Consider the following 18,578-nt stretch of genomic DNA (forward strand, 5'->3'; position numbering starts at 1 on the left):
AGCGCTTCCATGACCCTTTCCTTCCCGCCCGGCTTCCTCTGGGGCGCGGCCTCCTCGGCCTACCAGATCGAGGGCGCCACCCAGGAGGACGGCCGCACCCCCTCCATCTGGGACACCTTCTGCCGCACCCCGGGCAAGGTGCTCGCCGGCGACACCGGTGACGTCGCCATCGACCACTACCACCGGTTCCGCGACGACATCCGGCTCATGGCCGGTCTGGGGCTGAACGCCTACCGCTTCTCGGTCTCCTGGTCGCGGGTGCAGCCCACCGGCCGCGGCCCGGCCGTCCAGCGCGGGCTCGACTTCTACCGGGCGCTGGTCGACGAACTCCTGGCGCACGACATCCGGCCCGCGCTCACCCTGTACCACTGGGACCTGCCGCAGGAACTGGAGGACGCGGGCGGCTGGCCGCAGCGGGAGACCGCCGAACGGTTCGCCGAGTACGCGGGCATCGTCGCCGACGCCCTGGGCGACCGGGTGGACTTCTGGAGCACGCTCAACGAGCCGTGGTGCAGCGCCTTCCTCGGCTACGCCTCCGGTGTCCACGCGCCCGGCAGGACCGGCCGCGTCGCGCCGCTGCGCGCCGCGCACCACCTCAACCTGGCGCACGGACTGGCCGCCCAGGCGCTGCGCGCGGTGCTGCCCGCCCGCGCCCGGATCGCGATCAGCCTCAACCCGGCGGTGGTCCGGGCCCGCACCGCGGACCCCGGGGACCTGGCGGCGCGGCGACGGATCGACGCCCTGGCCAACCGCGTCTTCTCCGGTCCGCTGCTGCGCGGCGCCTACCCGGAGGACCTGCTCCGGGACACCGCGGCCCTCACCGACTGGTCCTTCGTGCGGGACGGCGACCTGGCCGCGATCCGGCAGCCGCTGGACGCGCTCGGCATCAACTACTACACGCCGTCGCTGGTCTCCGCGGCCACCGGCGACCGGCGGCCGCGGCACGACGGCCACGGGGCGAGCGAACACTCCCCGTGGCCGGGGGCCGAGGACGTGGTCTTCCACCGGCCCCCGGGCGACCGTACCGAGATGGGCTGGGCGGTCGACCCCGGTGGCCTGTACGAGCTGCTCCGGCACTACTCCCGGGAGGCGCCCGGGGTGCCCCTCCTCATCACCGAGAACGGTGCCGCCTACGACGACAAGCCGGACGCGGACGGGGTCGTGCACGATCCGCAGCGGATCGCCTACCTGCACTCCCATCTGGCCGCGGCGCACCGGGCCCTGGCCGACGGTGTCGACCTCCGGGGGTACTTCCTGTGGTCACTGTGGGACAACTTCGAATGGTCCTACGGCTACAGCAAGCGGTTCGGCGCGGTCTACGTCGACTACGCGACCCAGGCCCGGATCCCGAAGTCCAGTGCCCGCTGGTACGCGCGGCTGGCCCGGACCGGTGTGCTTCCGGCGGTGCAGGGGCCGGCCGCCGGGCGACCGGCCGGCGGCGCCCGGCGCCCGTGAGGTGACGTCGCGCGGTACCGGGCGCATGACGGCGGCCGGGCCGGGCGGCGCCGCCGAGGGGTGGGCGGCGGCCCGCCGGGCCGTAGGGCGGAACCGGGCGAATTCCGGGCATGGCCCGGGCGGGGTCGGGCAGGCGAGTCGGCAGAGCAGAAGAGCCCGCCCACCGCGCGCCCCGCGGGGAGAGGGGGCCGCGCCCCGGCGTGAGGTCCCTCCGCAGGCCGGTGGCTGACGAAGCGACAGAGGAGTACGCGGGCCCGATGCTCGGCGCACGAGGTCCGGCCGCGGCCCGCCGCGGCGCGAGGGCGGGGCCGGACCACCGAACCGATCGAATCGATGGGAGGCCATGATGGCTGACTGGAGGGCCCGCGCGGCGTGCCTGGACGAGGACCCCGAACTGTTCTTCCCGGTCGGCAGCGGCGGACCGGCGCTGCTGCAGACGGAGAGCGCCAAGGCCATCTGCCGGGGCTGCCCGGTCCGGGACGCATGCCTGGGATGGGCCCTGGAGTCCGGGCAGGAGAGCGGTGTGTGGGGCGGTACCAGCGAGGACGAACGGCGGGCGCTCCGGCGGCGGGCCCGCCGGGGCAGGCCCCGGACCGCCTGACCGCCGGGCGGCCCCGGCCTGCCGGAGGGGCTCCCCGTCCTTCCCACGGGCCCCGGGCCTCCGGCGGGTTCTCCGCCCCGCCGCGGGAAGCCCTCCGCCGGTGGGCGCGAATCGCGGCGCCCGTGCCGAATTCCACCCGTTCATTCCCCGTGGGGGCCATCGGCGGCATGGCGACAATGTCCGGTGATTTCCCCGGGAAAGGGACGCACCGGTCGTGACCGGCCGAGGTCCGCGGCGCGGACCGCGATACTTTCCCTTGTCGCCGGTGATATCTGTCACAGCGGGCCGGGTGTATTCGCCGGGTGCGTTAGTAGGCCACGCTGCGATGACATAAGGTATTTGTCCCTTCTGGTGCTGACATGTTTCTCCCGGCGGGAGCCGGTGCCTGCCCGGTCGGCTGCCCGGAACCGTGCCGCCCTTGCCCACCAGGGCGTTCGGCGACCCCACCGGGGTGCCGCGGACCGCTTCGCGGCGGGACAGCACGCCGCCGCGTCCCGCGCAAGCGACCCCGTCGCTACGAAGCCGCTTAGTAGCCGATGCTCATTGCTCCTCGTTCGCGGCCGTACTGAAATGACGGCCGGCCCGGAATTGCAGGGCTCCGACGCAAAGGAATCGGGAGCCGGTCGTCCGGGCGCACCGCGAACTCACCGAATGAGGTCAGGCATGAGCAAGCACCGAAGGAAGAGCTATCGCCGGCAGATAACCGTCGCGGCCGTGGTCGTGGCGGCCGTGGGCGCTCCCACCGCCGCGATGGCGTGCCTGGACTGGCGGGACGGCGGGAGCGGGCAGGACCGCAGCCACGCCCGGAGCGCTTCCGACGGCCACCGGGCGAGCGGCTCGGCCGCCGATGCCAGGCACGCCGCCGAGCCGGGTGCCCGGCCGTCCGGGAAGCCGACGGCCAAGCCGACCGGCAAGCCCACCGCACGCCCGACGGCCAAGCCCACCGGGAAGCCGACCGCGAGGCCGACGGCCAAGCCGACCGCCAAGCCCACCGCGCGGCCGACGGCCGAGCCGACCGCACGGCCGACCGTGCAGCCGACGGTCAGGCCGACCGCGAGCACCCCGGCCCCCTCCGGCCCTTCCTCGGCCACCACGGCCCGCGTCGTGGAACTGGTCAACAGTGAGCGGGCCAAGGTCGGGTGTGCTCCGGTGAAGGTGAACGACCTGCTGACGAAGGCCGCTCAGGGGCACAGCAAGGACATGGCGGACCACTCCAACATGTCGCACACCGGGTCCGACGGCTCCTCGCCCGGTGACCGGATCACCCGCGCCGGCTACACCTGGCGCACCTACGGCGAGAACGTCGCGTACGGCTACGCCACCCCGGAGCAGGTGATGGCGGGCTGGATGTCCAGCGACGGACACAAGCGCAACATCCTGAACTGCGGGTTCAAGGAGATCGGCGTCGGCCTCGCGCAGCCCGGCAACTACTGGACGCAGGTCTTCGGCGCGTCCGCCGGCTGACGGCGGCCCGGCCGCGGCGCGGTGCCGGCCGGGACCGCGCCGCCCGGCCGGTGCCGGGTGGCGGACGGGCGATCGACTAGATTCCCGGTACGTGACGACTACTCCGCCGCCCGGCCGCATATTCGACGCCCTGCAGTCCACCGCCGTCCAGGACACCGCACGCCTCCGCGAACTCTACGAGGAGCCGGGCGAGTTGGCCCGGCGCAAGGAGGTGGACCGGCTCCATGACGTCGCCCGCGCGTTCATCGGCCGCTCCTCGCTGGTGTTCGTCGCCAGCGCGGGGGCCGACGGCCGCTGCGATGTGACGCCGAGGGGTGGTCCGGCCGGATTCGTCGCCGTACTGGACGAGTTCACCCTCGCCATCCCCGATGCCACCGGCAACAAGCGCCTGGACAGCTTGCACAACATCGTGGAGACCGGCCGGGCCGGCCTGATCTTCGTGATCCCCGGCCGTGAGTCCACCCTGCGGGTGAACGGCAGGGCCTGTGTCTCCGCCGACCCGCGGCTGCTGGAGCAGCTGACCCCGGTCGGCAAGACACCGCGCAGCGCGATCGTGGTCGAGGTGGAGGAGGCGTACCAGCACTGCCCGAAGGCGTTCCTGCGCGGCGGCGCGTGGAAGCCCGAGCAGTGGCTGTCGGCGGACGACGCCCCCAGTTCCGCCGAGATCACCCTCTCCCACCTGGGCATCGCCGACCTCACCCTGGAGCAGGTGCGGCAGCACGAGCGAGAGTCGCTGCTGTACCGGTACGAGTGAGCGCCGGGCCGCTCCGGCCCGCGGCGGCCCGGCGGCGGGCGGCCGGCGGCCCGGGGGGCCGACCCCCGCGCGTCGCCCGCCGCGCCGTCCGGAGGGCAAGGATCCGGCGCGGGCCGCGAGCGGCGCCGGACGCCGGCCTGTGACGGGGCTGTTACCGGAGCAGTGGCTTCCGCCACAGCCCAGGCGGTCCGGACCTGGTCGACTCGGCCCATGCGCAGCCTCCCTTCCGCAGTCCCCGCCGCCCTCGCCGGCGCCCTGCTGCTCGCGGCGTGCGGAACGCAGCAGGACGGACCGAGGAGCAACGGCGCGGCAGAGCGGGACGCCGTGACCACCGGCGGCCGCCCCGGCACCGCCGCATGCGGCGGGCAGTCCTCCGCGGCGGCCCTCCCCGGCGACCCGGCGGAACCGGAGAAGGACGGCGTCCGGGTCACCGGCATGCGGAGCGGCCCCGGGGCTTGCGCCGACTACGAGGTGACCAACCACGGGCGCGTCCCCGTCACCTACACCATCACCTTCACCTTCCTCTCGGGCTCCGGCGAGGCGCTGGCGAGCACGGAGCAGACGGTGCCGTCGGTCGGACCCGGCCGGACCGTGCGGCGCACCGTCACCACGAGCGCGCTGCCCGCGGACGCCCGGGTGCGGATCGGCGAGGTGCGGAGCGTCTCCGCCGCCGAGGCTCCGAACGGCCGTGACGCCTGCCCGTCCTCGGGGGTGCGGGTGTACGCCGACAAGGGCGACGCCGCCATGGGACTCCGCGCGGTCAGCCTCCGGCTGGAGAACTGCGGCACGCGCACCCAGCACCTCGACGGCTACCCGCGCCTGGAACTCCTGGACGGGGACCACGAGTCCGTGAAGGCGGTGCGGGTGGTCCGGGGCGGCAGCGCCATCGCCACCGGCACCGGAGCCGACGGCCCGCCCCGGCCGCTGGCCCTGAAGCCCGGCGAACGCGCCCATGCCGTCATGGTCTGGCGCAACACCGTGGAAGCCGGTGCCGGTGACCCCGTGCACGCCCCCTACGCGAGGGTGTGGGCGAAGCCCGGCGCCGCCCCGGTGACGGTGACACCGGAGTTCGACCTGGGCACCACCGGGAAGCTGGGCGTCGGGCCCTGGAAGAAGGACGAGACGACCGGGCCGGCGGCCGGCCGAGGAACCGGCGGGTAGCCGGCCGGCCGCCGCCCGCAGGGCCGGAACGCGGCTCAGACGGTCGCGTCGAGGTCCTCCGCGTAGTGCTCGATGGCTCTCCGGTACCGCCGGACACCGGGGTCCTCACTGCCGGCGGCCAGGAGCCGCAGCAGGAGCCGCATGGCCTCGTGGTGCTCACCGGTGTTGTACAGGGCCATCGCCAGGAACGTCCGCAGGCCCCCGTCGTCGGGGAACTCCGCCAGCGCGGTGCGCAGCGTACGCACCGCGTCCGGGTACCGGCCGAGTATCCGGTAGGTGCTGCCCAGGCCGAGGAACGCGCCGCGACGGTCCTCCTCGGACAGCCCGGCACCGCTGAGGGCGCGCTCGTAGAAGGGCACCGCCTCCGCCTCCAGGCCCAGCACGTCGTGGGACCACGCGGTCTGGTACGCCACCTCGGCGTCCTCGGGATGGGCGGACGCCAGCGCCAGCAGCCGTTCCCGGGCCTGCTCGAGCCGGCCTTCCTCCCGCATCCGCACCGCTTCGGCCAGCAGGCCGTCTCTTCCGTGTTCGCTCATGGGCACATCGTCGCAGGCGTGGGAGGTGGCGACCGGCGTCCGGTGGGTGGCCCGGGGTGAGGCGGGCGCCGTTCCGCGGGCGAGGGCAAGGCCGCGGTCGGCGGCGGGCCCGCCGGCAGCCGACGGTGCTGAGGGGGCCGGCGACCGCGCCCGGCTCGCCGTGGTCCGCGCGGCGGGGTGGGGCGACACCCCGGGGCTGCCGGCGGATCCGGGGCACCGACGACGAGAACCACGGTGGTTCCGTCCGGTTCGACCGCGCCCGCCGGTAGCCGGAGACGCCAGAGCCCGCCGAGCGCGCCCGCGGGGCCCGGAGCTCCGCCGGCCCGGTGCCCCGGGACCGGGTGGGCCGGGCCCGCCCGGCGCCGACCACTCACCGGCCCCGCCGCGGGGCCTCACTCCGTGACATGAGCGGGGGAGTGCGGCGGCGCACCCGCCGGGCCCCCGGGCGGCCGGCCGGCGGCACCGACCGCCAGCGCCGCCAGTGCCTCCGGTGCGCCGGCCTGGCCGCGGACACCGGGGAAGGCGTTGATGTCCACGATCAGCGGGTCGCCGCAGGCCGTGACGACGATGTCCACCCCGTAGACGTCCAGCCCGAACACCTCGCCGACCCGGCGCACCAGGGCGGGCCAGCCGGTCGGCAGCGAGGCGAGGTCGAGCGGCACGGTGCGGCCGCGTCCGCCGGGCGAGAGTTCGGAACGGCGCCGGGCGGCGAAGAGGCGTTCCCCGACCGCCCACAGTTTCTGGTCCCAGCCGCTGTTCGGCGTGAACTCCTGGACCACCACCGGCTCCCGCGACCAGCGGGCCATCAGCCCCCGCAGCTGCGGGTCGCCGTCCACGCGGGCCACCAGGTCGTGCCGCCGGCTGTGCCGGCTCTTGACCACCACCGGCCCCGACCGGGGGGCCGCCGCCACGTCGGCGAGCGCGGGGAACGTCCGGGTGGCCGCGAAGGGCAGGCCGGCCCGGACGGCGAGGTCGGCCATCGCCGTCCGGTCCTGGCACAGCGCCGTCGCCGCCGCCGAGTTCACCACCGGGGCGCCGCGCCGCTCGATCGCGCGGGCGAGGCGGAGGGCGTCCGGTGTACGCGCCTTCAGCAGGTAGACGTCGGCGAGCGGCCCGGGGGCGGCCCGGTCCGTGGCCGGGTCCACCGTCTCCACCCGGTGTGCGGCGGAGAGCAGGGCGGTGGCCGCGTGCAGCAGCGGGTGCCCGGGATCGGAGGTGATCAGGCCGATCCTCATACGGTCTCCCCGGCCACCGCGGGCGGGGCGGGGACCGGGACCGGCCGCGGCCGGGGCACCGGCGGCAGCCCGCCGACCGTGCCGTGCGGCTCAGCCGGCCGGGTGAAGGGCAGCACGCCCGCGCCGGACACCCCGCCGGCGCGGGCCAGCTGGAGCACCGCCCGCGCCACCCGGGCCGGCGCGTCCGGGACCTGGCGGAAACTCGGGAAGTCGTTGACGTCCACGACCACCGGCCCGTCCGGTCCGAGCAGCACGTCCAGCCCGTACAGATCGAGGCTGTAGACCGCTCCGACCCGGGCGGCGAGCGCGGCGACCTCCGCCGTCAGCGGCACCCGGCGCTCCCGGACCGGGTGGTCCGGGCTGAGCGGTGAGCGGCGCTCGGTCGCGTGGAACTCGCCGCCGACGCAGTACACCTTGATGTCGACGCCCGAGTTGGCGACGTACGGCTGGGCGATGAGCATGCCCTCCCCGGCCAGGGCCGGAACCAGCGCGGCGAGCCGGTCCGGCGACCGCACCAGATGGACGGCCCGGCCCGAGCTGCCGTCGGCGGGCTTGACCACCAGCGGGTACTCCGAATCCGGTATCTCCGCCAGCAACTCGGGCCGCGCCGCCGCGTACGTCGGCGGCAGCGGCAGACCGCGGCTGCGGCCGATCGCCGCGGCCAGCGCCTTGTCCCGCACGCCGCGTATCGACCGGGCGTCGTTGACCGTCGTCACCCCGGCCGAGGCGGCGGCCTCCAGCAGGGTCAGGCCCGGGCCGCCCGAGACCGTCTTGAGCACCCACGCGTCATGCACGCCGGTCCGCACCGCCTCGGTCATGCGCAGCAGCGAACCGCCCGGCCGCAGCACGTCCACCTGATGCCCCCAGGAGGTCAGCCGGCGGATCACCTCGATCGGCATGCCGTCATGGCGGTAGTGCTCCTCCACCAGGAAGCAGAGCCTCATCGACCTTCCCCGTAACCGACCGGACGTCCGCCGTCCTCATCCGGCGAGTCATGACGTCACAGCATGTCATGATCCACCAGGCGGTGAGCTCCCGGTCCGCGGCCCGGCCCGAACGGCCCCGGCCCCGCCGCCTCAGCCGGCCGGCGGCGCCGTGCCGGGAGCCGGCGGCGCACCGCCATGGGCCCCGGAGTCCGGCGGCGGACGCAGGATGCTCAGCACGACGGAGACGGCGAGGACCACGACGATCACGGCGAGGCTGACGAGCGAGGGGATCTCCGGCACGCTGGTGCTGATCGTCTTGTGCGCGGCCTGCAGGACCAGCTTCAGACCGATGAAGGCGAGGATGAAGGCCAGGCCCTTGCTCAGGTAGTGGAACCGGTCCAGCAGCCCCGCCAGCATGAAGTACAGGGCCCGCAGCCCGAGGATGGCGAAGGCGTTGCTGGAGTACACGATGAAGGTGTCGCTGCTGACCGCCAGCACGGCCGGGACGCTGTCCACCGCGAAGACCAGGTCCGCCGCCTCGATCGCGGCGACGACCGCGAGCAGCGGGGTGGCGACGAGCCGGCCCGCCTCCCGCACGAAGAACCTGGTCCCGGCGTACTCCTCGCGCACCGGCACGAACTTGCGGAGCATACGGACCGCGAGGCTGTTCCGCGGATCGAAGCTGTCGTCCTCCTCGCGCAGGATCTTGTAGGCGCTGTAGAAGAGCAGCGCGGCGAAGACGAACAGGACGGCGGTGAAACGGTTCACCACGGCCACGCCCGCGGCGAGGAACAGCGCGCGGAAGACCAGCGCGCCGAGGACACCGAGGAAGAGCACCCGGTGCTGGTACGCGCGAGGCACCTGGAAGTACCCGAAGATCAGCGCGAAGACGAAGAGGTTGTCGACGGACAGGCTCTTCTCCAGCAGCCACGCCGTGGTGTACTCCACACCCGCGTCCGCGCCGACCACCACGAAGACCACGGCGCCGAAGAGCACCGCCAGGCCCACCCAGACACCGCTCCACGCGGCCGCCTCGCGGAACCCGATGACGTGCGCCTGCCGGTGAGCCAGCAGATCCACCGCGAGCGAGACCAGCACGGCGGCGGCGAAGACCAACCAGAGCCAAAGCGGCACATCGTGCACGGAACCGACCTCACAGGCGGCTGACGGTGACTGCCCCCAGTCTGCGGCACACCTCCGCGGCGCGCGAACGGTACGCGTCCGGCCGGTCACCGCACGGACCGGCCGTCAGGAGGCCGCGCGGCCCCGGGCGTCAGGGGCCGCGCGGCCCCCGGTCAGCAGATGCGCGGCAGTTGCTCGCCCAGCGGCAGGTCGACCACCCGGGTGCCGCCCATCGCCGTGCGCGCCACCACCAGACCGGGGTGGTCGGCCACGCACTCGCCGATGACCGCGGCGCCCGCCCCGGCCGGGTGCGCCCGCATCGCGGCGAGGACCGCGTCCGCCTCGGCCCGTGGCACCCAGGCCACCAGCCGGCCCTCGTTGGCCACGTACAACGGGTCGAGGCCCAGGAACCCGCAGGCCCCCGCGACGGCCTCGGGGACGGGCACACCGCGCTCGTCCAGCGCGACGCCGGTGCCGGACGCCGCCGCGACCTCGTTGAGTGCGGCGGCGAGTCCGCCCCGGGTGGGGTCGCGCAGCACGTGCACCTCACGGGTGACCGACAGCATCGCCTCCACCAGCCCGTTCAGCGGCGCGGTGTCGCTCGGCACCTCGGCCCCGAACTCCAGCCCCTCCCGCACGCTGAGGATCGCCACGCCGTGCAGCCCGATCGGCCCGCTCACGATCACCACGTCGCCCGGCGCGGCCCGCTGCGGCCGGATGTCCACGCCCTCGGGCACCCGCCCGATGCCCGAGGTGTTCAGGTACACGCCGTCACCGTGCCCGGACTCGACCACCTTGGTGTCGCCGGTGACCACGGTGACGCCGGCCGCCGCGGCCGCGGCGCCGATCGCGTCCGCGACCCGCCCCACCACGGTCAGCGGCACGCCTTCCTCCAGGATGAAGGCGCAGGACAGATACTCCGGGCGGGCCCCGCTCATGGCCAGGTCGTTCACCGTGCCGTTGACCGCGAGGTCCCCGATGCAGCCGCCGGGGAAGAACAGCGGCCGTACCACGTAGGAGTCGGTGGAGAACGCCAGCCGCCCGCCCGCCGGCGGCAGCACCGCGGAGTCCGCCAGCCCGGCCAGGGTCGGATTGCCGTACGCCGGGCTGAACAGGTGCTCGACGAGTTCGGCGGAGAGCGCACCACCGCCGCCGTGCCCCATCACCACCGCCGGGTGGTCCCGCAGTGGTGCCGGGCAGGACCAGGCGGCCGGGTCGACCGCGGGCGTGACGGGGAGTGTGGTCTCAGCCAACGGGGGTCGCCTCCTCGGCGGGCCGGGTACGCGCCGGCGCCTCCAGCCGGCGGTAGAGGTGGTAGGCCGCGCAGGCACCCTCGCTGGACACCATGGTGGCCCCCAGCGGGGTGCGCGGGGTGCAGGTCGTCCCGAACGCCTCGCACTCGTGCGGCTTGATCAGCCCCTGGAGCACCTCACCGCTGCGGCAGACACCCGGCTCGGCGGTGCGCACGCCGGTGACGTCGAAGCGGCGTTCGGCGTCGAACTCCTCGAACGCCGCGGCCAGTCGCCACCCGCTGGCCGGGATCGTCCCGATGCCGCGCCAGGCCCGGTCGGTGACCTCGAAGACCTCCTCGATCATCCGCAGCGCCACCGGGTTGCCCTCCGGCCGCACCGCCCGCGGGTAGGCGTTCTCCACCCGGTGCTCGCCCCGTTCCAGCTGGCGCACGGTGCGGCGGATGCCCTCCAGGATGTCGAGCGGCTCGAACCCGGTCACCACGATGGGCACCCGGTACCGCTCCGCGAGCCGCGGGTACTCGGCCGTGCCCATCACGCTGCACACGTGCCCGGCGGCCAGGAACGCCTGCACCCGGCACTCCGGAGCCGCCATCACGGCCTCGATCGCCGGTGGCACCCGGACGTGCGACACCAGCAGGCTGAAGTTGCGGACGCCCAGGCGGCGGGCCTCGTGCACGGCCATCGCGTTCGCCGGAGCGGTGGTCTCGAAGCCGATGCCGAAGAACACCACCTGCCGCTCCGGGTGGCGCCTGGCCAGCTCCAGCGCGTCCATGGGGGAGTACACGACCCGCACGTCCCCGCCCTCGCCGCGGACCCGGAACAGATCGCGTCCACTGCCCGGCACCCGCAGCATGTCGCCGAACGAGCAGAAGGTCACCTCCGGCCGGGAGGCGATCTCCAGCGCCTTGTCGATCATCTCCAGCGGCGTGACGCACACCGGGCAGCCCGGGCCGTGGATCAGCTCCACCGACTCCGGCAGCAGCTGGTCGATGCCGTGCCGGATGATGGAGTGCGTCTGTCCCCCGCAGACCTCCATCATCGCCCACGGCCCGGACCGTGCCGTGGCGTGGATGTCGTCGAGCAGCCTCCTGGCGAGACCGGGGTCGTTGAACTCGTCGATGTACTTCACCGCGGCTCCTTCCGCTGTCGTGCCGTACGGGCGGGGGTGCCGCCCTCGATCCCCGCCTCGGCCGCGGCGCGGCTCCAGGGATCGCCGAACTCCTCCTCCAGCAGGCCCAGTTCCTCGAAGAGGCGCAGCGAGGCGAGGGCGGACTCCTCGTCCAGGCGCTGCAGCGCGAACCCCACGTGGACGATCACGTACTCGCCCACGGCCGCCTCCGGGACATAGGCGAGGCAGACCTCCTTCTCCACACCGCCGAAATCGACGCGCGCCATGCGCGTCCCGTCCTTCTCGCCGATCCCGACCACTTTGCCGGGCACCGCCAGACACATGGATGAGCTCCGTTCGTCGTTGTTGCGGCCGGTCAGCCGGCGCGGTGCGACCCCGCGGCGACCAGCACCTGACCGAGGGCGAGCCCGCCGTCCCCGGGGGGCACCCGCCGGTGGCGGAGCACGGTGAAGCCCGCGTCCGCCAGTCGCAGGGCACATGCGTCGTCGAGGAGGGTGTTGGCGAACACCCCGCCGGTCAGCCCGACCGTGCCGCAGCCGGTCGCGCGCCGGGCCCGGAGGCAGACGGTGGTGACCGCTGCCACCACCGCCCGGTGGAAGCGGGCCGCGATGACCGCGGCCGGCGTGCCCCGCCGCAGGTCGGCGACGGCGTCCCGGAGCACCGGCGCCGGATCGAAGCGCAGGGTGCCCTCCGCCACGGTGCCGGACATCCCGAAGGCGTACCCGCCGCCGTGGGGTTCCTCCCAGGCGGACAGGGCCGCCGCCTCCAGCTCCACCGCGGCCTGCGCCTCGTACTGCGCGCGGTGGCAGATCCCGGTCAGCGACGACACCGCGTCGAACAGCCGGCCCATCCCGGAGGTGGCGGTGCAGGCGACGTTCCGCTCCAACTGGCGTGCCAGTACCCGCCGTTCGTCCGGCGAGCAGGCGGTCGTGCAGGGCAGGTCCGCGGACCAGGCGAGGCCGGCCGCCCACAGCCGGGCGAGCGCGGTGCGGCACGGGTTCGCCACCCCGGCGTCCCCGCCCGGCAGCGGGGCGCGGGCCAGTTGCGCCAGCCGGCGGAACCCGCGGTAGTCCGCCAGCAGCACCTCACCGCCCCACACCGTCCCGTCGGACCCGTAGCCCGTGCCGTCGAAGGCGACGCCGATGACGGGGGAGCGGCCGTCCAGCCGGTGCTCCGCCATCAGCGAGGCGATGTGCGCGTGGTGGTGCTGGACCAGGCGCAGCGGTACGCCGGACGTCCGGGCCCGCTCGGCGGCGAGCCGCGCCGACGCGTAGCCGGGGTGCAGGTCCGCGCCGATCACCTCGGGCACCACGCCGGTCAGCGCGGACATCCGCCGCTCCGCCGCGGCGGCCGCCTGCCGGGTGCCGAAGTCCGCCATGTCCCCGATGTGCGGCGAGAACCAGGCGTCGTGCCCGGCGGCCAGGCACAGGGTGTTCTTGAGGTCTCCGCCCATGGCCAGGACCGGCGGCACGGCGAACGGCAGGGCCACCGGAGCGGGCACGTAGCCGCGGGAGCGTCGCAGGACGAGCACGGAGCCGTCCGGCCGGACCCGGACCACGGAGTCGTCGCAGGGCGTGGCGATGGCCCTGTCGTGCCACAGCCACGCGTCGGCGATGCCCGCCAGACGCGCCAGCGCCTCCTCGTCGCCGGTCACGATGGGCCCTCCGGAGAGGTTGCCGCTCGTCATGACCAGGACGCGCGGGGCGGGCGCCGCCCCGTCGGGGGCCAGCAGCAGGTGGTGCAGCGGGGTGTACGGCAGCATCACCCCGACGTACGGGCTCCCCGGGCACACCCCGTCGGCGAGGCCGCCGGCGGATTCGTCGGCCCGGTGGCGCCGGAGCAGCACGATCGGGCGGCGCGGGCCTTCCAGCACGCCGCGTTCGGCCGGGCCGATCCGGGCGATCCGCTCGGCGGTCGCGAGGTCGGCGCACATGACCGCGAACGGCTTGCGGCCGCGGTTCTTGCGCGCGCGCAGGGCGGCCACCGCGGAGGGGCTGCCCGCGTCGCACGCCAGGTGGTAGCCGCCCAGCCCCTTGACGGCGACGACCGCGCCGCGCGCCAGCAGCGCCCGGGCCTCGGTCAGCGCCACGTCGCCCCGCCGCTCCCGGGGGGCGCCGGCGCGCCCGTCCGGTGTGGTCAGCCGCAGTCGGGGGCCGCAGGAGGGGCAGGCGACCGGCTGGGCGTGGAACCGCCGGTCGGCCGGGTCGCGGTACTCGGTGGCGCACGCCCCGCACAGCGGGAAGACGCCCATGGTGGTGCTCGCCCGGTCGTACGGCAGCGCGGTCGCGATGGTGAACCGGGGTCCGCAGTGCGTGCAGGTGATGAACGGATGCCGGTGCCGGCGGTCGCCGGGGTCGGCGAGTTCCCGCAGGCACGCCGCGCAGGGCGCGGTGTCGGGCGGGATGGCGGTGCTCCCGGCGTCGTCACCGTCGGAGGCCACGATGGCGAACGCCGAGCCGCCGCGCGGTTCCACCGGCTCGGCCCGCACCTCACGCACCTCGGCCAGCGGCGGCGGCTCCTGGCGCAGCCGGCGGACGAACTCCTCGATCCGCTCACCGCCGCCCTCGACCTCCAGCACCACTCCGGCGGCGCTGTTGCGGACGAACCCGGACAGTTCCAGCTCGACGGCGAGCCGGTGCACGAAGGGCCGGAATCCCACGCCCTGTACGGTGCCGCGCACCGCGATGCGCCGTCGCAGGGTCCCGGGGCCGTCGGTGACGACGCCCATCACACCGACCGCGCCGGTGCGGTGGCGGGCTGCCCGTGGGTGGGCCCGGACGTCTCGCCCGGCCCGTGCGCGTGCCCGTGTGCGTCCTCGGGCCCGTGCGCGTCCTCCGGCCCGTGGCTGTGCCCGTGGGCCCGCAGGTGCCCGGCGGCCAGCAGGGGCCGGTGCGGTGCCGCGGTGCCGTCGCTCACCGCCACCACCCGGTCCAGCAGGGCGTCGACGCCGGTGTCCCGCCGGGCGCTGGTGCGCAGCACCTCCACCCCGGGATTGACGCGCTCCACGTGCTCCAGGAACTCCGGCTCGGCGAACCCCGCGGCCGGTGCGAGGTCCGTCTTGGTCAGCACGACCAGCTGGGCCAGCCCGAAGGCGGTCGGGTACTTCACCGGCTTGTCCTCGCCCTCGGTCACCGACATCAGCGCGACGCGCAGGGTTTCCCCCAGGTCGTAGGAGGCCGGGCAGACCAGGTTGCCGACGTTCTCCACGAACAGGATCCGCACCCCCGCCGGCAGCCAGCCCTCCAGGTACCCGCGCAGCTGCGCGGCCTCCAGATGGCACAGCCCGCCGGTCAGCACCTGCCGCACCGGCGCGCCGGACCGGCCCAGCCTGCGTGCGTCGTTCTCGGTCGCCAGGTCCGCGGTCAGCGCGGCCACCGGCACCCCGCGGTCCACGGCCCGGCGCAGCACCGCCTCCAGCAGCGCCGTCTTGCCGCTGCCCGGACTGGACATCATGTTCACCACGGTCACGCCGCGGGCGGCCAGGTCGGCGCGGAGCGCCTCGGCCAGCCCGTCGTTCTTCGCCAGCACCGCCTGGCGCACCTCAACACTCCGGCACATCGGCCGTCCTCTCTGGCTGCGGCCCGCCGGCGGCGGGGCAGGTCACGGCGTCGGGCAGCCGCACCTCGGTCACTTCCAGCTCACGCCCGCCGGTCACCCGGGCGGCGGGCCGGTCACAGCGCGGGCACCACAGCAGCGGCGGGGACCCGACGGCGAACTCGCTCCGGCACCCGTCGCACGCCGCCCGCGCCGGTACCGCGTCGATGACCAGCTCGGCGCCGGCCACCTCGGTGCCCTCCGCCACCAGCTCGAAGGAGAAGCGCAGTGCGTCCGGGACCACACCGGCCAGTTCGCCGATCCGCAGCCGCACGGCCTCCACCGCGGCGGCGCCGTGCGCGCGTGCGGTGCGCCCGGCGGTCTCCACGACGGCCGCCGCGATCGACAGTTCGTGCATGGGGCCCCACGCTAGGCAGCCGCCCGCGCCCCGCGGCGCGCGTCGTGCACCGGGTGGGCCGCCCGGTGCCGGATTTCGCCCGGGCGGCCCAACGGCGGCGCGTCGGCCCACCACCGGACCCGCGGGGCGGCAGCATCGCCACCACACCGCCACCGGCCGCTACCGGAGGAGACCCGTCATGCGCGTGCTGCTGCTCGCCAGCGCGTTCAACAGCCTCTCGCAGCGCGTGCTGTGCGCGCTGTCGGACCGGGGGCACTCGGTGGAGGTGGAGATCGCGGACCGCGGGGGAGTGCGCCCCGAGGCGGTGTCCCGGCACGCGCCGGACCTGGTGATCGCGCCCATGCTCACCACGGCCGTCCCGGCGGAGGTGTGGTCGGCCCGCACCTGTCTGATCGTCCATCCGGGGCCGCCCGGTGACCGCGGTCCCTCCTCCCTGGACCGGGCGATCCAGCGCGGGGCCGACCGGTGGGGGGTGACGGTCCTGCAGGCGGTCGCCGAGATGGACGCCGGCCCGGTGTGGGCGTCCGCCGGCTGCGACCTGCCCGCGGCCGGCAAGAGCGACCTGTACCGGGGAGAGGTGGCCGACGCCGCGGTGGCCGCGGTGCTGACGGCCGTGGAGCGCTACGCGTCGGGCACCTTCGTGCCGCGGGAACAGCGCGAGGGAACGTTTCACCCCTATCTGCGGCAGGAGGAGCGCCGGATCGACTGGCACACCGACCCGACCGCCCTGGTGCTGCGCAAGCTGCGGGCGGCCGACTCCCAGCCCGGCGTCCTGGACACCTTCCTCGGCCGGGAGTGGTACCTGTGCGGCGGGCACCCGGAGTCCACCCTCACCGGGGCGCCGGGGGAGCCGATCGCCACCCGGCACGGCGCCGTCTGCCGGGCCACCGTCGACGGCGCGGTGTGGATCCCGCAACTGCGGCCCCGGCGCCGCCCCGGGGAACGGCCCACCTACAAGCTCCCCGCGGTGCGGGCACTGGGCGGCGCCCCGCCCGGCGTCCCCGAGGTGCCGGCCCCCACGGACGCGGCGGCGGCCGGGGACACCTGGGCGGACATCACCTACCAGGAGTCCGGGCCCGTCGGCCACCTGCGGTTCTCCTTCCCGGGCGGCGCCATGAGCACCGACCACTGCCGCCGGCTGCACGCCGCCTACCGGCACGCGCTGTCCCGGCCCGTCGGGGTGGTCGTGCTCGGTGGCAGGCGCGACTTCTTCTCGAACGGCATCCACCTCGGCGTCATCGAGTCGGCCGACGATCCGGCCGCCGAGTCCTGGGCCTGCATCCAGGCCATGGACGACCTGGTCGAAGAGGTGCTGAGGACCACCGACCGGGTGGTGGTCGCGGCGCTCGGCGGCAACGCGGCGGCGGGCGGCGCGATGCTCGCGCTCGCCGCGGACGAGGTCTGGTGCCGATCCGGCACCGTGCTCAACCCGCACTACCGGCGGATGGGGCTGCACGGCTCGGAGTACTGGACGTACACCCTGCCGCGCAGGGTGGGGCACGACGAGGCGCACCGGCTGACCCGGGAGGCGGCACCCGTCAGCGCGGCGGCGGCGCTCCGGAGCGGACTGGTCGACCGGGTGCTGGACTGCGCCCCGGAGGAGTTCGCGGCGGAAGTCACCCGTTCGGCCCAGCACCTCGCGTCCTCCCCCCGCCTCGGGGCGCTGCTCCGGGAGAAGAAGGCCGCCCGGGACCGCGACGAGGCCGCCCGGCCGCTCGCCGCCTACCGCGCGGCGGAACTCGAACGGATGCGGCGCACCTTCTTCGACCCCACCGCCCCCTACCACGCGCTCCGGTCGGCCTTCGTCCGCAAGCAGCCGGCTCCCGGCCTCCCCCCATCGGCCCTGCCGAATGGTGAGCCGTGCCGACCGGTGCCACGCTCGTCGTGATCTCTCCGGACGAAGGGAACAGGCCATGAGCACGGTCGGTGAGGCTCCGAGTGCCGTGGACGAGGTGCATGTCCTGTGGACCTCGGAAGGGATGAGCTGCGACGGCGACACGGTCTCCGTGACCGCCGCGTCGCTCCCCAGCATCGAGGACGTCGTCCTGGGCGCCATTCCCGGCCTGCCCCGGGTCGTCCTCCACAACAAGGTTTTGGCCTACGAGACCGGCGACGACTTCATGGCGGCGTACCACAAGGCCGCCCGGGACGAACTCGGCCCGTTCGTCCTGGTCGTCGAGGGGTCGGTGCCCAACGAACGGATCAACGGGGACGGCTACTGGGCCGCGATGGGCAACGACCCCCGGACCGGCGAGCCGATCACCTTCAACGAGTGGATCGACCGGCTGGCACCGAAGGCGTTCGCGGTCATCGCGGTCGGCACCTGCGCCACCTACGGCGGCATCCACGCGATGGCCGGCAACCCCACCGGCTCCATGGGCCTGGCCGACTACCTCGGCTGGGACTTCCGCTCGGCCGGCGGCCTGCCCATCGTCAACGTCCCGGGCTGCCCGGTCCAGCCGGACAACTTCATGGAGACCGTCACCTGGCTGCTGTACCAGGTCGCCGGGATGGCACCGCCGATCCCGCTGGACGAACAGCTCCGCCCGACCTGGCTGTTCGGCAAGACCGTGCACGAGGGGTGCGACCGCGCCGCCTACTACGAGCAGGGCGACTTCGCCAAGGACTACAACTCCCCGAAGTGCCAGGTGAAGATCGGCTGCTGGGGACCGGTCGTCAACTGCAACGTCACCAAACGCGGCTGGATGGACGGCGTCGGCGGCTGTCCCAACGTCGGCGGCATCTGCATCGGCTGCACCATGCCCGGCTTCCCGGACAAGTTCATGCCCTTCATGGACGAGCCCCCGGGCGGCAGCGTCTCCTCCGCGATCCTCAGCTCCACCTACGGACCGCTGGTCAGATCGCTGCGGGCCATCACCAACAGGTCCGCCAACCGCGAACCCAGGTGGCGGCACAACCAGTCCGCCCTCACCTCCGGCTACGCCCCGCGCTGGCCCCGGGCCTGACCCGGCCGAACCGTGGAAAGGAAC

The 18,578-nt window shown here is 74.8% G+C and carries 17 protein-coding genes; 7 read left to right on the forward strand and 10 right to left on the reverse strand.

From position 1 onward, the window contains the following. The first annotated feature begins 9 nt into the window (after positions 1-9). The 5 genes from ACH4B3_RS25480 (at position 10) to ACH4B3_RS25500 (ending at position 5,435) form a co-directional block, all read left to right on the forward strand. Positions 10-1,455 (forward strand): GH1 family beta-glucosidase, encoded by a 1,446-nt coding sequence (locus ACH4B3_RS25480; protein ID WP_398466403.1) that lies wholly within the window; start codon positions 10-12, stop codon positions 1,453-1,455. A 346-nt stretch (positions 1,456-1,801) separates the two neighbouring features. Continuing rightward, positions 1,802-2,056 carry a WhiB family transcriptional regulator gene (locus tag ACH4B3_RS25485; RefSeq protein ID WP_398466405.1) on the forward strand — a complete coding sequence of 85 codons (255 nt, stop codon included), beginning with the start codon at positions 1,802-1,804 and terminating at the stop codon, positions 2,054-2,056. 663 nt (positions 2,057-2,719) lie between these two features. After that, positions 2,720-3,520 (forward strand): CAP domain-containing protein, encoded by an 801-nt coding sequence (locus ACH4B3_RS25490; RefSeq protein ID WP_398466407.1) that lies wholly within the window; start codon positions 2,720-2,722, stop codon positions 3,518-3,520. A 91-nt stretch (positions 3,521-3,611) separates the two neighbouring features. After that, entirely contained in the window at positions 3,612-4,274 is a 663-nt protein-coding gene (locus ACH4B3_RS25495) for an MSMEG_1061 family FMN-dependent PPOX-type flavoprotein (RefSeq protein ID WP_398466409.1), read from the forward strand. Between the two features lie 210 nt (positions 4,275-4,484). Next, positions 4,485-5,435, forward strand: a complete 951-nt coding sequence (locus ACH4B3_RS25500) for a DUF4232 domain-containing protein (protein WP_398466411.1) — start codon at positions 4,485-4,487, stop codon at positions 5,433-5,435. Between the two features lie 35 nt (positions 5,436-5,470). Here the strand turns inward: ACH4B3_RS25500 and ACH4B3_RS25505 are convergent, their stop codons facing one another. From ACH4B3_RS25505 to hypA, 10 genes are all read right to left on the reverse strand, one after another. After that, a complete protein-coding gene (locus ACH4B3_RS25505; protein ID WP_398466413.1) occupies positions 5,471-5,971 on the reverse strand; it encodes a tetratricopeptide repeat protein in 501 nt (166 codons plus the stop codon). A 392-nt stretch (positions 5,972-6,363) separates the two neighbouring features. Further along, a complete protein-coding gene (locus ACH4B3_RS25510; protein WP_398466414.1) occupies positions 6,364-7,206 on the reverse strand; it encodes a RimK family alpha-L-glutamate ligase in 843 nt (280 codons plus the stop codon). Next, complete coding sequence (locus ACH4B3_RS25515) at positions 7,203-8,150, reverse strand: RimK family alpha-L-glutamate ligase (RefSeq protein WP_398466416.1); 948 nt, start codon at positions 8,148-8,150, stop codon at positions 7,203-7,205. The genes ACH4B3_RS25510 and ACH4B3_RS25515 overlap by 4 nt, the downstream gene beginning before the upstream one ends. Before the next feature lie 132 nt (positions 8,151-8,282). Continuing rightward, the gene (locus tag ACH4B3_RS25520; protein WP_398466418.1) at positions 8,283-9,275 is read right to left on the reverse strand and encodes a TerC family protein; all 993 of its coding nucleotides are present in this window, start codon (positions 9,273-9,275) and stop codon (positions 8,283-8,285) included. 152 nt (positions 9,276-9,427) lie between these two features. Further along, positions 9,428-10,417 carry a hydrogenase expression/formation protein HypE gene (gene hypE / locus ACH4B3_RS25525; protein WP_398466480.1) on the reverse strand — a complete coding sequence of 330 codons (990 nt, stop codon included), beginning with the start codon at positions 10,415-10,417 and terminating at the stop codon, positions 9,428-9,430. 82 nt (positions 10,418-10,499) lie between these two features. Then, on the reverse strand, positions 10,500-11,636 hold the full coding sequence (hypD, locus tag ACH4B3_RS25530; RefSeq protein WP_398466420.1) for a hydrogenase formation protein HypD: 1,137 nt from the start codon (positions 11,634-11,636) through the stop codon (positions 10,500-10,502). Beyond that, positions 11,633-11,959: a HypC/HybG/HupF family hydrogenase formation chaperone gene (locus tag ACH4B3_RS25535; protein WP_398466422.1), complete on the reverse strand. Its 327-nt coding sequence runs from the start codon at positions 11,957-11,959 to the stop codon at positions 11,633-11,635. The genes hypD and ACH4B3_RS25535 overlap by 4 nt, the downstream gene beginning before the upstream one ends. Before the next feature lie 32 nt (positions 11,960-11,991). After that, positions 11,992-14,364, reverse strand: coding sequence for a carbamoyltransferase HypF (hypF, locus tag ACH4B3_RS25540; protein ID WP_398466424.1), 2,373 nt, complete (start codon positions 14,362-14,364; stop codon positions 11,992-11,994). Next, a complete protein-coding gene (hypB, locus tag ACH4B3_RS25545; protein WP_398466426.1) occupies positions 14,364-15,194 on the reverse strand; it encodes a hydrogenase nickel incorporation protein HypB in 831 nt (276 codons plus the stop codon). The genes hypF and hypB overlap by 1 nt, the downstream gene beginning before the upstream one ends. Beyond that, a complete protein-coding gene (gene hypA, locus ACH4B3_RS25550) occupies positions 15,178-15,588 on the reverse strand; it encodes a hydrogenase maturation nickel metallochaperone HypA (RefSeq protein ID WP_398466428.1) in 411 nt (136 codons plus the stop codon). The genes hypB and hypA overlap by 17 nt, the downstream gene beginning before the upstream one ends. A 178-nt stretch (positions 15,589-15,766) precedes the next feature. On the opposite strand from hypA, the gene ACH4B3_RS25555 reads away from it, so the two are divergent. Together ACH4B3_RS25555 and ACH4B3_RS25560 are read left to right on the forward strand one after the other, a co-directional pair. Continuing rightward, positions 15,767-17,476, forward strand: coding sequence for an enoyl-CoA hydratase-related protein (locus ACH4B3_RS25555; RefSeq protein ID WP_398466430.1), 1,710 nt, complete (start codon positions 15,767-15,769; stop codon positions 17,474-17,476). Positions 17,477-17,501: 25 nt separating this feature from the next. Then, complete coding sequence (locus ACH4B3_RS25560; RefSeq protein ID WP_398466432.1) at positions 17,502-18,554, forward strand: hydrogenase expression protein HypE; 1,053 nt, start codon at positions 17,502-17,504, stop codon at positions 18,552-18,554. The last annotated feature ends 24 nt before the right edge of the window (positions 18,555-18,578 follow it).

Source organism: Streptomyces sp. NPDC018031 (genome assembly GCF_044327625.1).
Taxonomy (GTDB): domain Bacteria; phylum Actinomycetota; class Actinomycetes; order Streptomycetales; family Streptomycetaceae; genus Streptomyces.

Bases quoted from the DNA above. Each gene is read 5' to 3' on its own strand.
- ACH4B3_RS25480 (WP_398466403.1), top strand. From the start codon at position 10: ATGACCCTTTCCTTCCCGCCCGGCTTCCTCTGGGGCGCGGCCTCCTCG.
- ACH4B3_RS25485 (WP_398466405.1), top strand. From the start codon at position 1,802: ATGGCTGACTGGAGGGCCCGCGCGGCGTGCCTGGACGAGGACCCCGAA.
- ACH4B3_RS25490 (WP_398466407.1), top strand. From the start codon at position 2,720: ATGAGCAAGCACCGAAGGAAGAGCTATCGCCGGCAGATAACCGTCGCG.
- ACH4B3_RS25500 (WP_398466411.1), top strand. From the start codon at position 4,485: ATGCGCAGCCTCCCTTCCGCAGTCCCCGCCGCCCTCGCCGGCGCCCTG.
- ACH4B3_RS25505 (WP_398466413.1), bottom strand. From the start codon at position 5,971: ATGAGCGAACACGGAAGAGACGGCCTGCTGGCCGAAGCGGTGCGGATG.
- ACH4B3_RS25510 (WP_398466414.1), bottom strand. From the start codon at position 7,206: ATGAGGATCGGCCTGATCACCTCCGATCCCGGGCACCCGCTGCTGCAC.
- ACH4B3_RS25515 (WP_398466416.1), bottom strand. From the start codon at position 8,150: ATGAGGCTCTGCTTCCTGGTGGAGGAGCACTACCGCCATGACGGCATG.
- hypE (WP_398466480.1), bottom strand. From the start codon at position 10,417: ATGGGGCACGGCGGCGGTGGTGCGCTCTCCGCCGAACTCGTCGAGCAC.
- ACH4B3_RS25535 (WP_398466422.1), bottom strand. From the start codon at position 11,959: ATGTGTCTGGCGGTGCCCGGCAAAGTGGTCGGGATCGGCGAGAAGGAC.
- hypF (WP_398466424.1), bottom strand. From the start codon at position 14,364: ATGGGCGTCGTCACCGACGGCCCCGGGACCCTGCGACGGCGCATCGCG.
- hypB (WP_398466426.1), bottom strand. From the start codon at position 15,194: ATGTGCCGGAGTGTTGAGGTGCGCCAGGCGGTGCTGGCGAAGAACGAC.
- hypA (WP_398466428.1), bottom strand. From the start codon at position 15,588: ATGCACGAACTGTCGATCGCGGCGGCCGTCGTGGAGACCGCCGGGCGC.
- ACH4B3_RS25555 (WP_398466430.1), top strand. From the start codon at position 15,767: ATGCGCGTGCTGCTGCTCGCCAGCGCGTTCAACAGCCTCTCGCAGCGC.
- ACH4B3_RS25560 (WP_398466432.1), top strand. From the start codon at position 17,502: ATGAGCACGGTCGGTGAGGCTCCGAGTGCCGTGGACGAGGTGCATGTC.